The following is an 18924-nucleotide window of genomic DNA, read 5'->3' on the forward strand; positions in this document are numbered from 1 at the left end:
CCCCGCAATAGCGGGGATTTAAGCATCTCTTCAATTCTTTATTACTATTTACCGCTCTCTTAACGCCTCTTTGGCCTTGTTAAACGGTTTTAATAAATAATCCAGTACCGTCTTCTCACCCGTACGAATATCTACCGTTGCCACCATCCCCGGCGTGATACTAAACGACTTGCCTTCTTTGTTATAAAGCTTGTCAGAATCGGTACGGATATACACCCGATAATAAAACTGATCCTGCTTCACCTCATCTCGAATCGTATCTGGCGAAATCACCGTCACCTTGCCTTTTAACCCCCCATAAATCGAGTAGTCATAGGCGGTGATTTTGACCAGTGCTTCCTGACCCGGATGGATAAAGGCAATATCTCGTGGAGAAATACGTGCTTCAATCAGCAGTTGTTCATCCAGTGGCACAATGGTCATCAACTTGCCATTTTGTGGAATCACCCCACCTTGGGTGGTCACCGCAATTTCCTTGACCACACCACGTACCGGGGCTTTAAATGTGGTGCGGTTTAAAGTGTCAGTACGACCACGTACAATCTGCATTTGTTGTTCGGTATCGGTATTGGCTTTTGATAATTCTTCACGTGATTTGACGTAATATTGGTTACGTGCATCATTGATTTTATTTTGCAGGTCATTGGCTTCACGTTTTAAGCGTAATACTTCTACTTCACTGGCAGCGCCTTTGGCAACTAAGGGTTCGGTCATGGTGAGTTCCTGCTGAACCAGTTGTAAAGCCAGTTTTAAACCCGAAATTGACTGTTCCAAATTTTCGCGTCTGGAATTATATAAGGCAGTTTCTTCTTGTACCAGTTTCGGATCTTTTTTCACCTCATCGGGAAACACCAATGGGGTACCATTTACTTCTGCACGTAATCGCGCTGCTGTTGCCTGTGCTGAAATCAGTAAGGATTGCGATTCGCCTACGTTCGATTCAAAGCGGGTCGGATCAAGCTGTGCCAGCACTTGTCCTTTTTCGACAATATCACCTTCTTGTACATCTAGCTTGGTCAGGATTCCACCATCCAGTGATTGAATCACTTGTTCTTTAGAAGATGGGATGACTTTGCCTGTACCCGTAGAGACTTCTTCAAGTTGAAATAGTCCTGCCCAAAGCAATAATATCAGCAAGCCGATACCGATAATCCAGATCACTAAACTGGCGCGCGGTAAAGGCGGTTCTTTATAGGACACTTTTGTCGCGCGTTTTGGGTGTTGTAGTGCGTCACTCATGAACGTGCTCCTGGTCCTGTTTGAATCTGTTGGGCTGCTGTGGCGGCGTTCTGGCCATTGAGGATCTGGTCACGCGGTCCATCCATGACAATTTTGCCTTCATTGACCACGATAATCCGATCAACCAGCTCCAATACTGCACGTCGATGTGTTGCCACAATTAAGGTACGATGCCCGAGCCATGTTTTTAAGTGATCAATCAACATTTTTTCTGAAACATCATCAATTGATGCAGTTGGTTCATCCAGTAGTAAGATGTTCGGTTGTCGAATCAGTAGTCGTGCCAACAATAAGGCTTGTCGTTGTCCACCAGAGAAACCCACACCTCCCTCTAAAATCAGATGATCCAGTCCTTCTTTTTTCTCTTCAACGAAGCTTAAAGCACCTGTCATTTTCAGAACTTTGAGAATGTCTTCATCATTGGCCAAAGGTGCGCCAAGGGTTAAGTTTTCTCGTATGGTGCCGTAGAACAGGTGAGCATTTTGGTTTAAAAGTCCCATGTCACGACGGATATCTGATGGATCAATCAGGCTTAAGTCCAAACCATCCAGACTGATTTTGCCTTGTAGTGGAAATTGCATGCCAGACAGCAGTTGTAATAAGGTCGATTTACCTGCGCCATTGCGCCCAAGTACCGCAATCTTTTCTCCTGCCTGTATGCTCAGATTCGGGATGATCAAGGTCGGTTTGGGATCATCCTGTCCATATTGAAATACTACGCCCTTAAGTTCATAGTCACCATAGATCACAGGTTTATGAATCAGATGTGCCTGATCTGGTTGATCTACTGGCTTTTTCATCAGTTCATCCAGACTGGTTTTTGCGACTTTGGCTTGTTGTAAACGTCCCAATACCCCCGTGATTTGTGAAATCGGTGCCAGCATTCGAGAGGATAGAATCGAACAGGCCACCAATGCACCTGTGGTCATGTCTCCTTTAATCACAGCAAAGCATCCCACTAATACCACTATCGCATAGGTCAGACCCTGTATTTTTTGGGTCCAGGCAGTGAGTATCCCCACGATCTTCCGCTGCCGCATGCTGATATCAGCAGAGACTTCATTCATGTGGTTCCACTGGTTTTGAAAGCGGGATTCAGCGCGCAGTAGTTTGATGTCTTCAATGCCCTGTACCGCTTCCACCAGAATGGCATTACGAATTGAGGATTCGCGCATGCCTTCTTGTGCCAGTTTGGCTAATTTTTTTTGTACCAGCAGTCCTGGCACAATCATCAATGGCACCACCAAGACCATCACCCAGAATAAGTTTCCGCCAATCAACCAGAAAATCACCAGAAACAGGAAGAAGAATGGCAAATCAGCAATGGCACTGATGGTGGTTGAGGTCACCAGTTCACGCACTCCTTCTAATTCACGAACTTGTGAAATAAAAGTCCCTGTTGATTTGGAGCGTTCTTTATTTTTGATGCGTAGTGCATGGCCAAATACCCGATCTGAGATTTTCAGATCCGCTCGTTTTCCAATGATATCGGACAGATAAATTCGGGCAACACGTAATACAAATTCAAAGATCGCTGCCAGTAATACTCCACCTGCCAAGACCCATAGGGTTGGATAAGACTGGGAGGGAACCACACGGTCATACACCTGCATGGAAAAGATAATGGTCGCCAATGCCAGAATATTGGCAATCAGTGAGGCGAACATGATATCGATATAGCGTTTCCAGTCTTTGAGAACAATCGACCAGAACCAGCTCGGTTCATAGGGTTTGATGTATTCATCGACGCGTGCATCAGGAATTGAGCTTTCTGGACGTACGATATAGATGTTTTTGATCAGGCTATTGAGTTGATCCAGCCGAAAGCTTTGGGCTAAGCCTTGTTCTCCACTGAGCTGGATGCTGACCTGTCCTTCTCCATCCGCTTTGTCTATAACCCCGACTTGTCCATCATGAAATTCTGCGATGACGGGCAAGCGCCATGGGTTTAAGAGTTCGCCTGAAAAGGTAAGTTTGCGATAGTTCAGTCCCATTTGTCGGCAAATCAGTAATAGTACGTCATCCACCGTGTGGTTCTGGTTCCAGTCCAGTTGAAGGCGGATGCGTTCTTCTGACGGTTCGATCCGATAGTGTTTGGCGATCACAAGGACGGATTGTAACCACGGCTGATAATTGAATGCTTGACTCATGGTTGCACCTCAAATCCCTGAATTGAAAGATGGTTTAGTTGGTAGGCCTGACGAGTCCGTCCCGTGGTCTGGATAAATTGCACCAAACTGTTGTAAATGTCATAACGTGCAGTTTCAAGTTCGTTGTTGGCCGCATGAATAGCCATTTCTGCGTTGAGCAAATCCAGTACTGAGCGCGTCCCCAGTTTATATTGTTCCTGATATAGCTCACGGGTTCTGACCGTGGTTGCTTGTCGTTCTGACAATACTTGTATTTGTCTTTGTTTGTTTTCGATGTTTTCGCGTGTGGTACGCAGTTGATCCAGTACATCTAGATACACGGTGTTGACTTTGGAGCGTGCCGCTTCTTCTGCATAGCTGGCAAATTTTACTTGGGCAGCCACTGCACCCCCCTGAAAGAAGTTACTGGAGGCTTCCAGCATGATGCTGTTATAAAAGCCATCGTCTTTGTTGTTATTGGGATTGACCCCATTTAGGGCCTGACTCAGTGAACCTTTGACAGATAAGGTCGGATAGAGGCTGAGCTGAGTTTGTTTTTTTTGGGATTTGGCAACTTCTACTTCTGCCTGTGCTGAAATCATTTTTGGGATGGTGTTAAATTCCGGGTCTCTAAAGAGATCAGAGGATTGCACCAGATTTTCTGGAATCGTCCATCTTGTCCAATCACATTGCCAGTGACTGGTGTATCTTCATCTGTAGTCACTGAATTGGCAGTCGCTGTCGGTGCATCATTCACCGCAGTTACGGTAACTGGAACAGTTACTGTCGTGCTGCCACCTTTACCATCAGCAACCGTCACTTCAAAGCTGTCTGAACCGTTGTAGTTGGCATTCGGGGTATAGGTATAGCCACCTGTTGCTGAGTCAATGCTGATGGTACCATGACTTGGATTGGTGCTTACTGTATAGGTTAAGCTATCTCCATCAACATCTTGTCCAACCACATTGCCATTGATTGGTGTATCTTCATCTGTAGTCACTGAATTGGCAGTCGCTGTCGGTGCATCATTCACCGCAGTTACGGTAACTGGAACAGTTACTGTCGTGCTGCCACCTTTGCCATCAGCAACCGTCACTTCAAAGCTGTCTGAACCGTTGTAGTTCGCATTCGGGGTATAGGTATAGCCACCTGTTGCTGGATCAATGCTGACGGTACCATGACTTGGATTGGTGCTTACTGTATAGCTTAAGCTATCTCCATCAACATCTTGTCCAACCACATTGCCAGTCACTGCGGTATCTTCATCTGTAGTCACTGAATTGGCAGTCGCTGTCGGTGCATCATTCACCGCAGTTACGGTAACTGGAACAGTTACTGTCGTGCTGCCACCTTTGCCATCAGCAACCGTCACTTCAAAACTGTCTGAACCGTTGTAGTTCGCATTCGGGGTATAGGTATAGCCACCTGTTGCTGGATCAATGCTGACGGTACCATGACTTGGATTGCTGCTTACTGTATAGGTTAAGCTATCGCCATCAACATCTTGTCCAATCACATTGCCAGTCACTGCGGTATCTTCATCTGTAGTCACTGAATTGGCAGTCGCTGTCGGTGCATCGTTTACTGCGGCAATCGTCACTGGAACAGTTACTGTCGTGCTGCCACCTTTACCATCAGCAACCGTCACTTCAAAGCTGTCTGAACCGTTGTAGTTGGCATTCGGGGTATAGGTATAACCACCTGTTGCTGAGTCAATGCTGACGGTACCATGACTTGGATTGGTGCTTACTGTATAGGTTAAGCTATCTCCATCAACATCTTGTCCAACCACATTGCCAGTCACTGCGGTATCTTCATCTGTAGTCACTGAATTGGCAGTCGCTGTCGGTGCATCATTCACCGCAGTTACGGTAACTGGAACAGTTACTGTCGTGCTGCCACCTTTGCCATCAGCAACCGTCACTTCAAAGCTGTCTGAACCGTTGTAGTTGGCATTCGGGGTATAGGTATAACCACCTGTTGCTGAGTCAATGCTGACGGTACCGTGCGTCGGCTTCTCTGAAACACTATAAGTAAGATGATCACCATCTGGATCAGTGACATTGATAATTACACCAGTTTTAGGTACATCTTCAATGACACTTATAGGTTGTTGTTTATTAATTTCGAGAACTTGTGGTGCTTTATTGACTGATTCATTATTATCTTTCCCACTACTTCCACTGCTTCCCAAAGCAGTTCCACCTATCACGGCGAGTCCACCAGCAATCCATGGAAGAAGCGCACCTGAGCTACTGCCACTCGCAATCGGCAAAAGAACTTCTAAACCAGAAATATCTTTAAATAATGGAGCACCATTGTTCCAGTCAAACCACAAGAAAGCACAATCATTATCTTCAAAAACTAAATCTGAAACGATCTTATCTTCATATTGTACAAAGAAATTTTGGATGGTAATGACATCGCCATTTTGCAGTTTTAAAATTAAATTATTACCATCTTGAATAAACTCAGCAACATCTTCTCGATGTAAGTTAACCTGAACAATAGCCGCCGCTTTTAATATGACTTGCGAATTATCTATCGTATTCTTTACTAAAGATTTTTTTTCAGTTACTACAAATTTTGTCATGTCTTATCCCCAATAATGAGTAAACCCATTACTAAACCCTTGATAAATAATTTATGATTTACTTTCTTTTAACGGCTCAGATTTCTGAACATGAGTTGCTTAAGAAAGCTCGAATTCGTCCATTAACCATTTTTGAGCCGCCAAATTTCACTTAAAAACGATTACATTTTTTAGATACAATCATTCTTTTGAAAAATTGAATCTGATTTTTTAAAATTTGCAGCCAAATAAAGCACTTACTTCAAAATTTCATATCTATAGATAAGATTTTTTGCATCAAAATTTAGATATACTTATAGAAATCAGCTAACTCCTTGAGTGCTAATTTGCGTAATAAATGGCTTGTCATTTTCATCAATTGAAATTTTAAAATCTGGAGCTTTAAGCTGATTATTTAAATCCAATTTGAATACATAAGTTGCACATTCTGTTTTACAACTCTTAACTTTTAGGACATAGGCATCAGGTTTTAAATAATAATTCGCTTTATTATTAATATAGAAAGTTCCAGCCTTAAAATCATCGATATAAAAATTAATTGGACAGACCTGTCTATTTTTATCATCGTTTAAACAAAGCTTATTATCACGATAAACATGAATAACCTGATTACTATTTCCATCTTTTTGTTGAAATAATAAATTTGAAGGCTTGTTATATGTACTTAAAGGTGTACCACAAGCCGTGAGTAAAAGGCTAAGAAGAACAAGACTACCGCTACGAATCATAAGAACCCCCATAAAATGTTAAATTTTGTATAGATATTACAACATAAAAATTACAATAAAAAGATAAATTAATCACATTTTTTTAAAAAAAGACTAACAGTGATACGCTTATAATCTGACTAAAAAGTCATCACTTTTATTTATAAGTTTTATTGATATGTAGGATTTATTTTCGAATATTTTTTACAAAAATTTATTTTAAAAAAAAGATGAGTCTTTATTTTATAAACAAATATTATTTTTTATTTAGTTAAAATTTATATGATTATTCAAATATAATATAAAAATTGAATTACATTCATTTTAACTAAAAAATTGCATAGAATAAATATACAATTCATCATTAATATAATCTTAATAATCATGGTGTTTTTATATTAAAAAATAATCCCCTTTCTGTTTTTCAACAAAAAGAGGATTATTTCAATCCAACAAGTGCAGTTATTTAAAAGTTAAACTGTAAAATCGTCACCTAAATAGACTTTGCGAACTTGTTCATTTTCGAGAATATCCTGCGGAGAGCCCTCTGCGATGACGGATCCCTCACTCACAATATAAGCATGCTCGCAAATTGCCAATGTTTCACGTACATTATGATCCGTAATCAGAACACCAATCCCTCGTTCTTTAAGATTACGAATAATCTCTTTAATATCACCCACTGAAATAGGATCAACCCCCGCAAAAGGCTCATCCAGCAACATAAATTTTGGATCAGCCGCCAAAGCGCGAGCGATTTCAGCACGGCGACGCTCACCACCAGAAACACTCATGCCAAGCGAATCTTTGATATGACCAATTTTAAAATCCGCCAATAATTCATTTAAACGCTGTTGACGTTGCTGTTTATTTAAATCTTTACGAGTTTCCAAAATTGCCATAATATTTTCGGCAATGGTGAGTTTTCTAAAAATAGAGGCTTCTTGTGGTAGATAACCAATACCTTTTCTAGCACGTTCATGCATGGCAAGGTGAGATAAGTCTTCATTGTCTAAATGAATTTCTCCTTTATCCATACGAACCAAGCCAACCACCATATAGAAACTGGTCGTTTTCCCTGCACCGTTTGGACCAAGCAATCCCACAATTTGTCCACTTTGCATTTGAAAGGACACATCTTTAACCACCCAGCGTTTATTATAGTTTTTTGCCAAGTGTTTGATACAAAGGGTTTGTGGTTTTTGACGTGTTTGCTCCATTAATCACGTGCTCCCGGAAAACTTTTAGAACTTGATGGTGGAATAATCAGTTGAACACGATTTGAACTTGAACCTTGTGCTTCAATATCACCTTTATTCATACTATATTTTAAGCTATTGCCTCGAATGCTGGCTCCATCCTGAAATAAATAAGCATTGCCTGTTAAAGTAATAATGCCTGTATCTGCGTTATAAATAATTTTCTGTGCTTCACCACGTGCGACCCCTTTTTCAGCACTAATCTGTTGCTGAAATTTGGATGGTCGACCATTGGCAGTAATGGTTTGAATTTCACGTTTGGAATTCAGTTGTGCAACAATCGAATCCGCCTGTAATTTCATAGTGCCCTGTTCGATCACCACATTTCCGGTATAGGTTGTAATGCCTGTTTTATCATTATAGGTAGCTTTGTCAGCGACCAATGAGATAGGCTGACTACGATCTGAAGGGAGCGCCAATGCAGATGCAGACATCACGGCAAAGATCGTGAAACCTGTTACTTGTTTCAGGAAAGTCGAACAAGAAATCGATTTAAGAGTTTGGTGCATACTTTCCTCGAATATTAAAGAATTCGTATTGGCTATTTTCCAGATCTGCTTTTAAACCATTGCTGACAAAAGAAGCCTGTGGTGATTGCACATCCACCTGATGTGTCGTTTCAATTTTTTTTGTTTTCGGATAGGTCGTCAGCTCATCCGTTCGAAAAACAATTTCACCTTTTTCAGCAAGTCTTGTTGCAATGACATCACCTGAAAGAATAACCTTTTCGTTATCATCATAACCATTTGCAACTTTTGAAGAAAAAGTAGCATTCACTTGTCCATTTTCATACATTGACGCATGTAAATTTTCAAGTTTTGACGTTTGTTTCTGCATATCCTGTTCAAGTCGATCGACCTTTGCACGAATATACAAATGACCAAGATCGTTCGTCTGAGTCAAATTGATATCATTTGCTGTATAAGTCATATTGCGACTATCATCAGCATCCAGTTTGTTCGCACTGCCACTGTAGTAATAATAGCCACCACTTACAGCTGCGATTGCAATCGCCACGATATATAAAACTCTAGTATCCATAAGCGGCGTAATATCACCTTTTTCTCTGGCTTAGAATATTAATGGGGTACAGTCAGATATTTTGCAAGAAGTTCTTCGTAAACTCCTTTTGCATTCAGTAACATATCACAGACTTCACGCACTGCTCCACGACCGCCCATCGCTTGAGTTACCAAATGAGCACGACGGCGTAATTCTACATGTCCATTTGGAACAGTCACACACATTCCTGCAAGTGAAAAAGCCGATAAATCAGGCCAATCATCACCCATATATAAACAATCAGAAGGTGCTAAATTAAATTGCGCACATGCTTCACGCAATGCCACGCCTTTATCTTCACGGCCTTGAAAGATCAGATCGACGCCTAAATCAGACATCCTTTTTTCAACGATCTGACTTTTACGACCTGTAATGATAATGACTTTAAGACCAGCTTGCTGAACCAGTTTCATCCCCAAACCATCACGAATATCAAAAGATTTGATTTCATCACCACTATTGGTCAATGTCACAAATCCATCACTCAAGATACCGTCCACATCTAAAACCAGTGCCTGAATATGACGAGCCTGTTCAAGTAATGCATAAGATGCCATGAATTAATTTACCCCTGCCTGAATTAGGTCATGCATACTGATCACACCAATCACCTTATTTTGATCATCAACAACGACAAACTGACTAATTTTTTTAGCATTCAGTTGTTGTAATGCTTCTACTGCACGAGCTTCCTGAGAAATCGTCGCAGGATGTTCAATCATCACCGCAGACACAGGAAATTTGACATCAAAACCTTGTTGCTTATCAATTAGACGACGTAAATCACCATCCGTAAAGATACCTAATAAATGATCTTGTTCATCAACAATGGTCGTCAAACCTAAACGTTTGTTTGAAATTTCGTAAAGGACCTGATTCATTGGGGTATCAGGAGATACTTTTGGAAGCTCCTCACCGGTATGCATTAAATGTTTTACATGTAAAAGTAAACGTTTACCTAAAGCACCTGCTGGATGCGAGCGAGCAAAGTCGTCGGCAGTAAAGCCTCGCGCTTCCAACAATGCAACCGCGAGCGCATCACCCAATACCAATGTCGCAGTGGTACTTGAGGTGGGTGCAAGCCCTAATGGACAAGCTTCGTTTGACTCACCCAAAGTTAAAGCTACATCTGCATTTTTTGGCATTGGACCTGTATCATCACGGCTAATGGTGATCAATGGTACTTCCAGATGTTTAATCAAAGGCATCAGCATCATGATCTCATCACTTTTGCCTGAATTGGAAATGGCAATGAGTACATCACCCCGTACTAACATTCCCAAGTCACCATGCCCCGCTTCACCAGGATGCATAAAAAACGAAGGTGTACCTGTGGAAGCAAAAGTGGCTGCCATTTTTCGACCAATATGACCAGATTTACCCATACCTGTCACCACTACACGACCCTGACACTGTAAAATAATTTCACAAGCCTGATCAAAACGATCGTCTATTTGACTTGCCAATACATCTAGGGCATGTTGTTCTATCGCAATGGTTTCCAGTGCAATTTTCTTAAAATCGGTGGTACTGGTCATAAAATATGAGCTCAAACAATTCGCTACTGCCAAACCGACAATAGACTTTTTAACTAAAAAATTTGCGCTATTCTAGCACATCTCATTTCCTGTCACGTTTTTAAATGTACAAGTTTTCACTTACTTATAAAAATTATGGATAAACCTTTGTGAAATATGTGGCTTACGTTAAGATGTAACACTATTTTTGGTGAATGTTTTTAAGAGTCTTATGCAACCATTCGTTTTATATAACTCAGAGCAACGTAAAAAAGTTGAATTTGTCCCACGTGTTGATGGCCAGATAGATATCTATGTCTGCGGCATGACGGTGTATGACTACTGTCATATTGGACATGCTCGAGTCATGGTTGCTTTTGACTATATTATTCGTTTTCTGCGTAGTCAGGGCTGGAAAGTACGGTATATCCGTAATATCACCGATATTGACGATAAAATTATCAGTCGTGCCAATGAAAATGGTGAAACGATTCAGCAACTAACCGCGCGTTTTATCACTGCTATGAATGAAGATGCAGCCAGTCTCGGTTGTGCTGAACCTGATGAATCGCCCAAAGCCACCGAATACATCGACCAAATGCAAAATATGATTGGGACTTTGGTCGAAAATGGCACCGCTTATCCTTCCTCCAATGGTGATGTTTATTATGAAGTCACTAAATTTGCCAAATACGGTCGCCTATCTGGACGTAAACTGGATGATATGCAAGCAGGAGCCAGTGAGCGTGTTGATGTCGAAGTCGAGAAAAAACATCCGTTTGACTTTGTGCTGTGGAAACATGCCAAAGCCAACGAACCGTCATGGCAATCCCCTTGGGGCAATGGTCGTCCGGGTTGGCATATTGAATGCTCGGCCATGTCAACTTGCTGCTTAGGCAATCACTTTGACATTCATGGTGGTGGATCAGACTTATTATTTCCACATCATGAAAATGAAATCGCGCAAAGCGAGGCTGCAACAGGCGAACAGTATGTGAATTATTGGATGCATGTGGGCTTTATCAATGTCGATGGCGAGAAAATGTCAAAGTCTTTGGGCAATTTCTTTACCATTCGTGATGTAATGGAAAAGTTTCATCCTGAAGTGATTCGCTACTTTATTGTGTCTTCGCACTATCGTAGTCCTGTGAACTTTTCAGATACTGCGTTAAAAGAAGCGAAAACTGCACTCACTCGCTTCTATCATGCTTTTAAAGCTTATGAACAAACCTATGGTCAAATTCATTCTGACCAGTTAGATCATGAGTTTATAGAACGTTTTAACTCAGCCATGCGCGATGACTTTAATACACCAGAAGCCATGGCGGTTCTGTTTGATTTGAATCGTGAACTCAATCGAGCGGTGAAAGAGCAATGCGCTGAACAAGCGGCGCTTTATTATGCAACTTTACGCCATTTAACTTCAATTTTAGGCTTAGTTCAGCATAATGTTGATGAATTCTTAAAATCAGATATTGGCCAACAAGCACTCAGCTTGAATGACGATGAAATTGAAGCTTTGATTCAACAACGTCATGACGCAAAAAAAGCAAAAGATTTTGCCAAAGCCGATGGTATTCGCCAGTCTTTACTTGAAAAAGGTATTGCACTAGAAGATACCCGTCAAGGAACTGTTTGGCGACGTGCTGATTAAATCGACAATTAAAATGGATGGATGTTGACAGTTAAATGAAACTGTCTATAATGCATCTCACATTGCGGGAATAGCTCAGTTGGTAGAGCACAACCTTGCCAAGGTTGGGGTCGCGAGTTCGAGTCTCGTTTCCCGCTCCAAAATTTTAAAAAGCCCTAATCAAAAGATTTGGGCTTTTTATTTATCTATACCAAAACCATGCAGACTAAAATAAAAAAACGGGCTGATCAACAGCCCGTTTTCCATGTAAAATACGATTATTTTTTCAGTTTATAGGCAATTACATAATCACCTACTGGTGTTTTCATAAAGTGATGTCCACCCGCCATGATCACAATATATTGTTCTCCATTGATGGCATAAGTCATCGGTGTTGCTTGACCACCCGCAGGCAAATTTGCAGTCCAGACGAGTTTACCTGTACGGTTGTCCAAGGCGTGTAATTTATTATCTGTTGCAGCAGCAACAAATGTTAAACCACCTGCTGTAATAATTGGACCGCCGTTATTTGGTGTACCAATATTAATTGGCAAGTAAGTTGGCAAACCAAATGGGCCATTGTGTTCAGCACTACCAAATGGATGTTGCCAGAGCACTTTTTTGCTATGTAAATCAATAGCCGTAATCATGCCATAAGGTGGTTCGTTACAAAGGACTTGAGAAATTGGAGCATAAAATGGTGATACATTAATTCCATAAGGGGTATCAGCCATCGCACCATTTCCTTCAGCACCGCCGCCACCTGATTTATAACTTGGATCATCAATTGACTTTAAGCCCTGCTTATTGGCTTCTGTACGGGTAACCAATTTGTCGTACATTGGTGTCACATTCCAGTTTGCAATCATTAAACCAGAATGAGGATTTACCGCTACACTGCCCCAATCACTTCCACCATTGTAGCCAGGGAATTCAATCCATGGTTTATCGATACTTGGGGGTGTAAATTCTCCAAGATAATTTGCCTGTTTAAATTTAATACGACATAGCATTTGATCAATTGGAGAAATTCCCCACATGGTTTTTTCCTGAAGATCAGGCAAACCTAAACGTGGAATCTCGACAGACCACGGTTGAGTTTTAGCACGAGGATCATTTGGCACAGCATGATAAGCCTTTGCATCGCTTGGTACAGGTGCTGGTCGCTCTTCAACTTTGGTTAAAGCTTTACCAGTAGCGCGATCAAGAATAAACGTCTGACCACGCTTGGTTGGCATAATCAAGGCTGGAACTTTTTTCCCTGAAGCATCTGGATAATCCACCAATGTTGGCTGAGAGCCGATATCATAATCCCACACATCTTTATGTGCAGTCTGGAAGACCCATTTTTCACGTCCCGTATTTACATCGAGCGCAACAACTGCTGAAGACACACGATTTTCATTCGCACTGCGCATCGCACTGTAATAATCCGCAGCCGAGTTGCCTGTTGGAACATAAACCAATCCTAATTTTTCATCGCCAATCATGGCAGCCCATGAGTTTGGTGTACCGCGACTGTATTGCTCACCTGTTTTAGGTTCAGTGTTGTCATTTGGACGATTGACATCCCATGCCCATTTAAACTGACCCGAATCTGCATCATAGCCACGGATTACACCAGAAGGTGCCCATCGACGCTGTCCATCAAGAACCTGATGATTGACTACAATTACACCATTAATGATTGGTACAGGCGCAGTAACCGCAAGTTGACCAGGTACCCACTTACCAATACCTACAGATAAATCAGTTTGACCATGCTGACCAAAACCTTGACACGACTCACCTGTTTCAGCGTCAACCGCCAGCAAACGCATGTCTAAAGTACCAACAATAAGTTTGTTGTGACAAGCCTGTCCTTCGGGAATAGTTTTTGATTGATAAAAAGTAACGGCCTTACACGCAGCGGTATATGGAATATTTTCATATTTCACACCAGACTTGTGTTCCCAGATTTTTTTGCCTGAAGCTGCATCCAATTTAATAATATTATTGGTCGCACTACATAAATATACGGCGTTACCCACTTTAATTGGCGTGGTTTCAGCAGCCCATTTATTGGTTTGACCTGCCTGAGGCACATCACCTGTCCGATACGTCCATGCCACCTCAAGTTTATTGACATTGTCTGGAGTAACTTGGTTAAGCGGTGAATAGCGGGTCGCATTTTCATCACGACCATAATATTGCCAGTCAGTGTCAGGTTGAATTATTGCAGCATTTGATGAATTGGTGCTAAAAGACTGCGCTGAAATTTCCTCTCCAGAAACATAAGATGAATGGGGATAAAAGGCCAGACCGCCTGCAATAACAAAGCATAGAATAATAAAGCCAGTTAAACTATATGAAATTTTCTTACTTGCTCCTGAACCAATATTTGGCATAAGTAAGCTCATAAAAAATGCAAAAACAGCCACTATCGCGAGCCGAGGCACCCAGCCCCAGTAGCGTGTACCCGCTTCCCATATTGTCCAGATCAGCGTATAGAAGAAGAACAGCCAAAAAAGTTTTACACCTAATTGATCATTTTTAAGCAAATAAACACTAGAAGCGATTAAGATCACTCCACTGATGACGTAGTACCACGAACCTCCTAAATACGCTAAATAGATACCGCCAATGAATAATGTAAGGGCAAATAACAGTAAGATCACCGAAAATATTTTTACGGGTATACTGCTGTTTTTTCTATAGATGGAAGAATGAACCATAGCTTTAAACCTTATTAATTTTATTTAGTATGGGAGTGGCTATTACATCATTTTAAAAATTAAAAACGCTCATGGTATCGTTGCTTAAATGTGTTCTGAAACTTAAATTTTTCTTAAAAAATAAAATGACTTCAGCTACAAAATAAAAAATATTTTTATATTCAAAAAATTAAAAACATTTATCCAAAAAACACTCATTTAAGCCTTTTATCTTATCTGCAATAAAATAGGATGACACAGGCCATAAATATGTTTTCGCAAAGTTTAATAGCCTTCTTTCATCAGTTCTTTTTATTTCTTCCTTTGGAGGAAAAATAAAGAGAGTTCAAACAATTATGAAAGAAGTCTAATCATCCATTAAAATTATGATGTGAATAAAAAACCCCATCATTCAGATAGGGCTATTTGCTATTTTTATAAGGTTAACTGGCTTGTTGATAATAAGGTGTATCGCCATTTATGGTTGCGCGATGCATAATTCGATGTGCATCTCCATAATCAAACAATGCCTTATGCTGTGTACAGCGATTGTCCCAAATCGCGACATCACCTTCTTGCCATTGCCAGCGCAAATGAAATTGTTCCTGAGTGGAGTTCTCAAATAAAAACTCTAATAATTCATCACTTTCCTGTTGGCTTAACTCATTTATTCGGGTAGTAAAACCTTCGCTCACAAATAAAACCGATTGTCCCGTCACAGGATGTGTCCTCACGACCGGATGAACAACAGGTGGATTACGTTTAAACGTTTGTAGCAGTTTTTCACGTTCTATCTCATTGGTTGCAAATCGTTCAATCGGGAAGGATTTTCGAATATCGTGAGTTGCCGTTAATCCTCTCAGCTTATGCTGCAAGTTGATATCAAGTCCAGCAAACGCAGCAACGCCACTTGACCACAGTGTATCACCACCTGTTGCGGGGATTTTGATGGCTTGCAGTACGCAGCCTAATGGCGGAGTTTGACTAAAAGTGACATCGGTATGCCAAAGCTCGTTATCGCGTAAATCCTGTTGCCAACTATCTAAAACTAACACTTCAGGTACACCTTCAATGGAAGGATAAATCGGATGAATATGCAAAGAACCAAAACTACGTGCCAATGCTGCCTGAGCTTGTGGTGCTAATTGCTGCTCACGAAAAAAAATCACATGATGTTTTAATAAAGCCTGTTGAATTTCAGTGGTGTGCTGTTTGTTCAAATGATTTAAATCAACGCCAGTAATGATTGCGCCAATGGCTGGTTTGATTGTTTCGATAATTAAACTCATTTTATCGCCTATACCCTATAACTGCTGGCCATACCAGGGAGATAATTGCTGTTGTAACCAACGTAAAAATAATTCAAAGCTGACCGCAACCACAGCAATCACAATAATCCCTAAAATCACCGTATCGGTAATCAGGAATTGCGCAGCCGATTGCACCATAAAGCCAATACCACGATCAGCCGCCACCAATTCTGCTGCGACCAATGTTGACCAACCCACACCAAGTCCAATTCTGATTCCTGTTAAAATGTGTGGTAAGGCTGTAGGTAAAATCACTTTCCAAAACACTTGTGCCTGTGTTGCACCGAGTGACAAAGCAGCACGTTCACGATTCAGCTGATGACTGATCACGCCATGTGTACTACTGATAATCACAGGTGCCAAAATCGAAAAAAAGATCAGTAAAATTTTGGTGGTTTCGCCAATACCAAACCAAATGACGAGTAATGGTAAATATGCCAAAGGTGGGATAGGTCGTAATAATTCAACCAAGGGATCAAGCACCGCTCGCGCATATTTATTCAGCCCCATCCATAATCCAACGGGAACACCGATTGCAATCGCAGCAAGCAAAGCAAATAAAACTCTAGAAATACTGGCCGCCAAATGTTGCCAAAGTGTGGCTTTCATAAATCCCTGCTGACTGACTTCCAAAAACTTTTGCCAGACTGCTTGGGGACTCGGTAAAAATAATGCAGGCACAAGATGTAAAGCAGTAATCAAAAACCACAGCAATAACACACTAAAAACACTTAGCGCACTTAATGCCAGACGATGATGTCGAGTGAACCACACGCGAAAATTTCCGAAAGAACGCTGTGTTGGACGTGCTGTCGTATTACTCTTTGCGATCTGATTTTTGTAACTGACCGACTCAGTTCGAATATTCATGTCAACACCTCATAGCTAGGTTGTTTTCGTTGTTGCTTTTGTTCGCGTAGTCGCTCAAACAACTGTTCCCGCAAAGCGATAAATTCAGGATCAGATTTAATCGAACGAATCGACTCTCCTGCCCGATAACGCTCCGCAAAATTTAAATGCAATGTCTGCACAATTTTTCCAGGATGAGCGGTCATCAACACCAACTGTTGGCTCAGTAATAAGGCTTCTTCAATATCATGCGTAATCAGGAAAAAGCCCTTATTTTGCTGAATCCATAAATCCAAAACCAGTTGTTGCATAGTTTCACGTGTAAAGGCATCCAGCGCTGCAAAAGGTTCATCCAATAGAATAAAAGGCGCATGACTGACCAAAGCACGCGCGATCCCCACACGCTGCTTCATGCCCCCTGAAAGCTCCCAGATATTGCCTTTGGCTACGTGAGACAGCCCCACAATGTTTAAAATCGAAGTCACTTGTTGTTCGATTTCACTTTCCCTTAACCCTTTAAGCTCCAAAGCAAAACCAACATTTTGCTCGACATTGAGCCAAGGCAATAAGGCATGATCCTGAAAGACCACCGCACGACGTGCATCAGGGCCGTTCAAAACTTCATCATCAATTTTGACTTGGCCTGCATCTACTTTTTGGAAGCCCGCCAAAATATTGAGCAATGTGGTTTTACCACAGCCAGATTCGCCCAAAATTACATTCAAAGAGCCCGATTCGATCGAGAGATTGACTTCCTGCAAAACAGGTAATGATTGCTTTGGAAACTGTAATTGCACATGTTCAGCTTTCAAGGTACTCATGGCACACTCCAATTATTGCAAAAAGGCGGTCGTGACATTTTCGGCATAACTTGCTTTAACTTGATCGACCTTGCCCTGACTTTTCAAAAAAGTCGCTGTATCGAAAATATTTTTAGCAAACTCACCTGATAATGTTTTTTGTTGCTGTTCGAGATTGAGATAATCATTTCCTGACAATAACAATGGAATATCTTTTGGATCTGAACCTGTCAGTTTGGCAATCTTGTCGATATTTGCTTGATCTTGCACAAATGCTTGTGGATTTTGCTGATAAGCATCGATTTGTTTCAATGTGGTTTTAACAAAAGATTTGATGAAATCTGGATTCTTTTCTGCAAAGTCTTTACGCACGACCCATAGGTCATAAGTCGGTGCACCCCATTCCCCCACTTGTTTAGAGTCAGTAAGTACCTTCCCTGTTGCTTTGGCTTTGCTTAAAGCGGGTTCCCAGACATAAGTAGCGTCAATATCGCCACGTTCCCAAGCCGCAGCAATTTCTGGTGGGCGTAAATTAATAATTTTGACCTGATTTTCAGGAATCCCCCAATGTTTCAGCGCAGACAATAAACTGTAATGGGTGGTTGAAACAAAAGGCACTGCAATGGTTTTACCTATTAAATCCTGTGGCGACTGAATATTAGATTTTTGACTGACCACCAATGCCTCTGATCCACCCAATTTTGCAGTAATTAAAAATACTTCAATAGGGACATTTCGACTGGCTGCCGCAGCCAAGGGACTTGATCCAATATTGCCAATCACCACATCGCCTGAAGCCAGCGCATTGACGACATCTGAACCTGCATCAAATTTTTTCCATTGAATGTGCTGATTACTGTCTTTTTCATAATCACCGTTTGCCTGTGCAACTTTGCTCGGATCAACACCAGTTTGGTAGGCAACAATCACCGATTGACCACCGACAGTTTGCGCAGCAGATGTTTGATCTTGACCTTTACGATTTTGATAAATAATAAATGTAACAATCGCCACTAGGACGATTGTTGTAATCCATAAAGGTTTAGAATTTTTCTTACTCATAACATTTGATAAAAGTCGCTATTGTTATCAATGGTATGGCACTCTACTTTATAATTTAAAATAATAAAAAA

At 41.2% G+C, this 18924-nt stretch carries 15 protein-coding genes, 1 tRNA gene and 1 pseudogene; 2 read left to right on the forward strand and 15 right to left on the reverse strand.

Features of this window, described 5'->3' with window-relative positions:
* Nucleotides 1-48: 48 nt before the first annotated feature.
* The 10 genes and pseudogenes from I6L31_RS04580 to I6L31_RS04625 all read right to left on the reverse strand — a co-directional run bounded on the left by I6L31_RS04580 (nt 49) and on the right by I6L31_RS04625 (nt 10527).
* Nucleotides 49-1239 (reverse strand): HlyD family type I secretion periplasmic adaptor subunit, encoded by a 1191-nt coding sequence (locus I6L31_RS04580; RefSeq protein ID WP_004988690.1) that lies wholly within the window; start codon nt 1237-1239, stop codon nt 49-51.
* Nucleotides 1236-3389 (reverse strand): type I secretion system permease/ATPase, encoded by a 2154-nt coding sequence (locus tag I6L31_RS04585; protein ID WP_005004858.1) that lies wholly within the window; start codon nt 3387-3389, stop codon nt 1236-1238. The genes I6L31_RS04580 and I6L31_RS04585 overlap by 4 nt, the downstream gene beginning before the upstream one ends.
* Nucleotides 3386-4024 (reverse strand): annotated as a pseudogene (locus I6L31_RS04590) (TolC family protein); the annotation flags it as partial. The pseudogene I6L31_RS04590 and the gene I6L31_RS04585, both read right to left, overlap by 4 nt.
* Nucleotides 3967-5961, reverse strand: coding sequence for an Ig-like domain-containing protein (locus tag I6L31_RS04595; protein WP_219349272.1), 1995 nt, complete (start codon nt 5959-5961; stop codon nt 3967-3969). The pseudogene I6L31_RS04590 and the gene I6L31_RS04595, both read right to left, overlap by 58 nt.
* A gap of 302 nt (nt 5962-6263) precedes the next feature.
* Complete coding sequence (locus I6L31_RS04600) at nt 6264-6689, reverse strand: hypothetical protein (protein WP_004986796.1); 426 nt, start codon at nt 6687-6689, stop codon at nt 6264-6266.
* Nucleotides 6690-7141: 452 nt separating this feature from the next.
* Nucleotides 7142-7888: an LPS export ABC transporter ATP-binding protein gene (gene lptB / locus I6L31_RS04605; RefSeq protein WP_004986798.1), complete on the reverse strand. Its 747-nt coding sequence runs from the start codon at nt 7886-7888 to the stop codon at nt 7142-7144.
* Nucleotides 7888-8436, reverse strand: coding sequence for a lipopolysaccharide transport periplasmic protein LptA (gene lptA / locus I6L31_RS04610; protein WP_004986800.1), 549 nt, complete (start codon nt 8434-8436; stop codon nt 7888-7890). Before lptA ends, lptB begins: the two co-directional genes overlap by 1 nt.
* Entirely contained in the window at nt 8420-8968 is a 549-nt protein-coding gene (gene lptC, locus I6L31_RS04615) for an LPS export ABC transporter periplasmic protein LptC (RefSeq protein WP_004986801.1), read from the reverse strand. The genes lptA and lptC overlap by 17 nt, the downstream gene beginning before the upstream one ends.
* A gap of 38 nt (nt 8969-9006) precedes the next feature.
* A complete protein-coding gene (locus I6L31_RS04620; protein WP_004986805.1) occupies nt 9007-9546 on the reverse strand; it encodes a KdsC family phosphatase in 540 nt (179 codons plus the stop codon).
* Nucleotides 9547-9549: 3 nt separating this feature from the next.
* The gene (locus I6L31_RS04625) at nt 9550-10527 is read right to left on the reverse strand and encodes a KpsF/GutQ family sugar-phosphate isomerase (RefSeq protein ID WP_005004869.1); all 978 of its coding nucleotides are present in this window, start codon (nt 10525-10527) and stop codon (nt 9550-9552) included.
* A gap of 211 nt (nt 10528-10738) precedes the next feature.
* Between I6L31_RS04625 and cysS the strand changes: the two genes are divergently transcribed.
* Nucleotides 10739-12160: a cysteine--tRNA ligase gene (cysS, locus tag I6L31_RS04630; protein WP_005004872.1), complete on the forward strand. Its 1422-nt coding sequence runs from the start codon at nt 10739-10741 to the stop codon at nt 12158-12160.
* A 64-nt stretch (nt 12161-12224) separates the two neighbouring features.
* Nucleotides 12225-12300: transfer RNA gene (locus tag I6L31_RS04635), tRNA-Gly, on the forward strand.
* A gap of 117 nt (nt 12301-12417) precedes the next feature.
* Here the strand turns inward: I6L31_RS04635 and I6L31_RS04640 are convergent.
* The 5 genes from I6L31_RS04640 to tauA all read right to left on the reverse strand — a co-directional run bounded on the left by I6L31_RS04640 (nt 12418) and on the right by tauA (nt 18853).
* On the reverse strand, nt 12418-14853 hold the full coding sequence (locus tag I6L31_RS04640) for a membrane-bound PQQ-dependent dehydrogenase, glucose/quinate/shikimate family (protein WP_005004873.1): 2436 nt from the start codon (nt 14851-14853) through the stop codon (nt 12418-12420).
* Nucleotides 14854-15275: 422 nt separating this feature from the next.
* The gene (tauD, locus tag I6L31_RS04645) at nt 15276-16121 is read right to left on the reverse strand and encodes a taurine dioxygenase (RefSeq protein ID WP_005004875.1); all 846 of its coding nucleotides are present in this window, start codon (nt 16119-16121) and stop codon (nt 15276-15278) included.
* A gap of 15 nt (nt 16122-16136) precedes the next feature.
* Nucleotides 16137-17012, reverse strand: a complete 876-nt coding sequence (gene tauC / locus I6L31_RS04650) for a taurine ABC transporter permease TauC (RefSeq protein ID WP_005004876.1) — start codon at nt 17010-17012, stop codon at nt 16137-16139.
* Nucleotides 17009-17812: a taurine ABC transporter ATP-binding protein gene (locus tag I6L31_RS04655; RefSeq protein WP_005004877.1), complete on the reverse strand. Its 804-nt coding sequence runs from the start codon at nt 17810-17812 to the stop codon at nt 17009-17011. Before I6L31_RS04655 ends, tauC begins: the two co-directional genes overlap by 4 nt.
* Nucleotides 17813-17824: 12 nt before the next feature.
* On the reverse strand, nt 17825-18853 hold the full coding sequence (gene tauA, locus I6L31_RS04660; protein ID WP_005004881.1) for a taurine ABC transporter substrate-binding protein: 1029 nt from the start codon (nt 18851-18853) through the stop codon (nt 17825-17827).
* Nucleotides 18854-18924 lie beyond the last annotated feature (71 nt).

Source organism: Acinetobacter septicus (genome assembly GCF_019355975.1).
Taxonomy (GTDB): domain Bacteria; phylum Pseudomonadota; class Gammaproteobacteria; order Pseudomonadales; family Moraxellaceae; genus Acinetobacter; species Acinetobacter ursingii.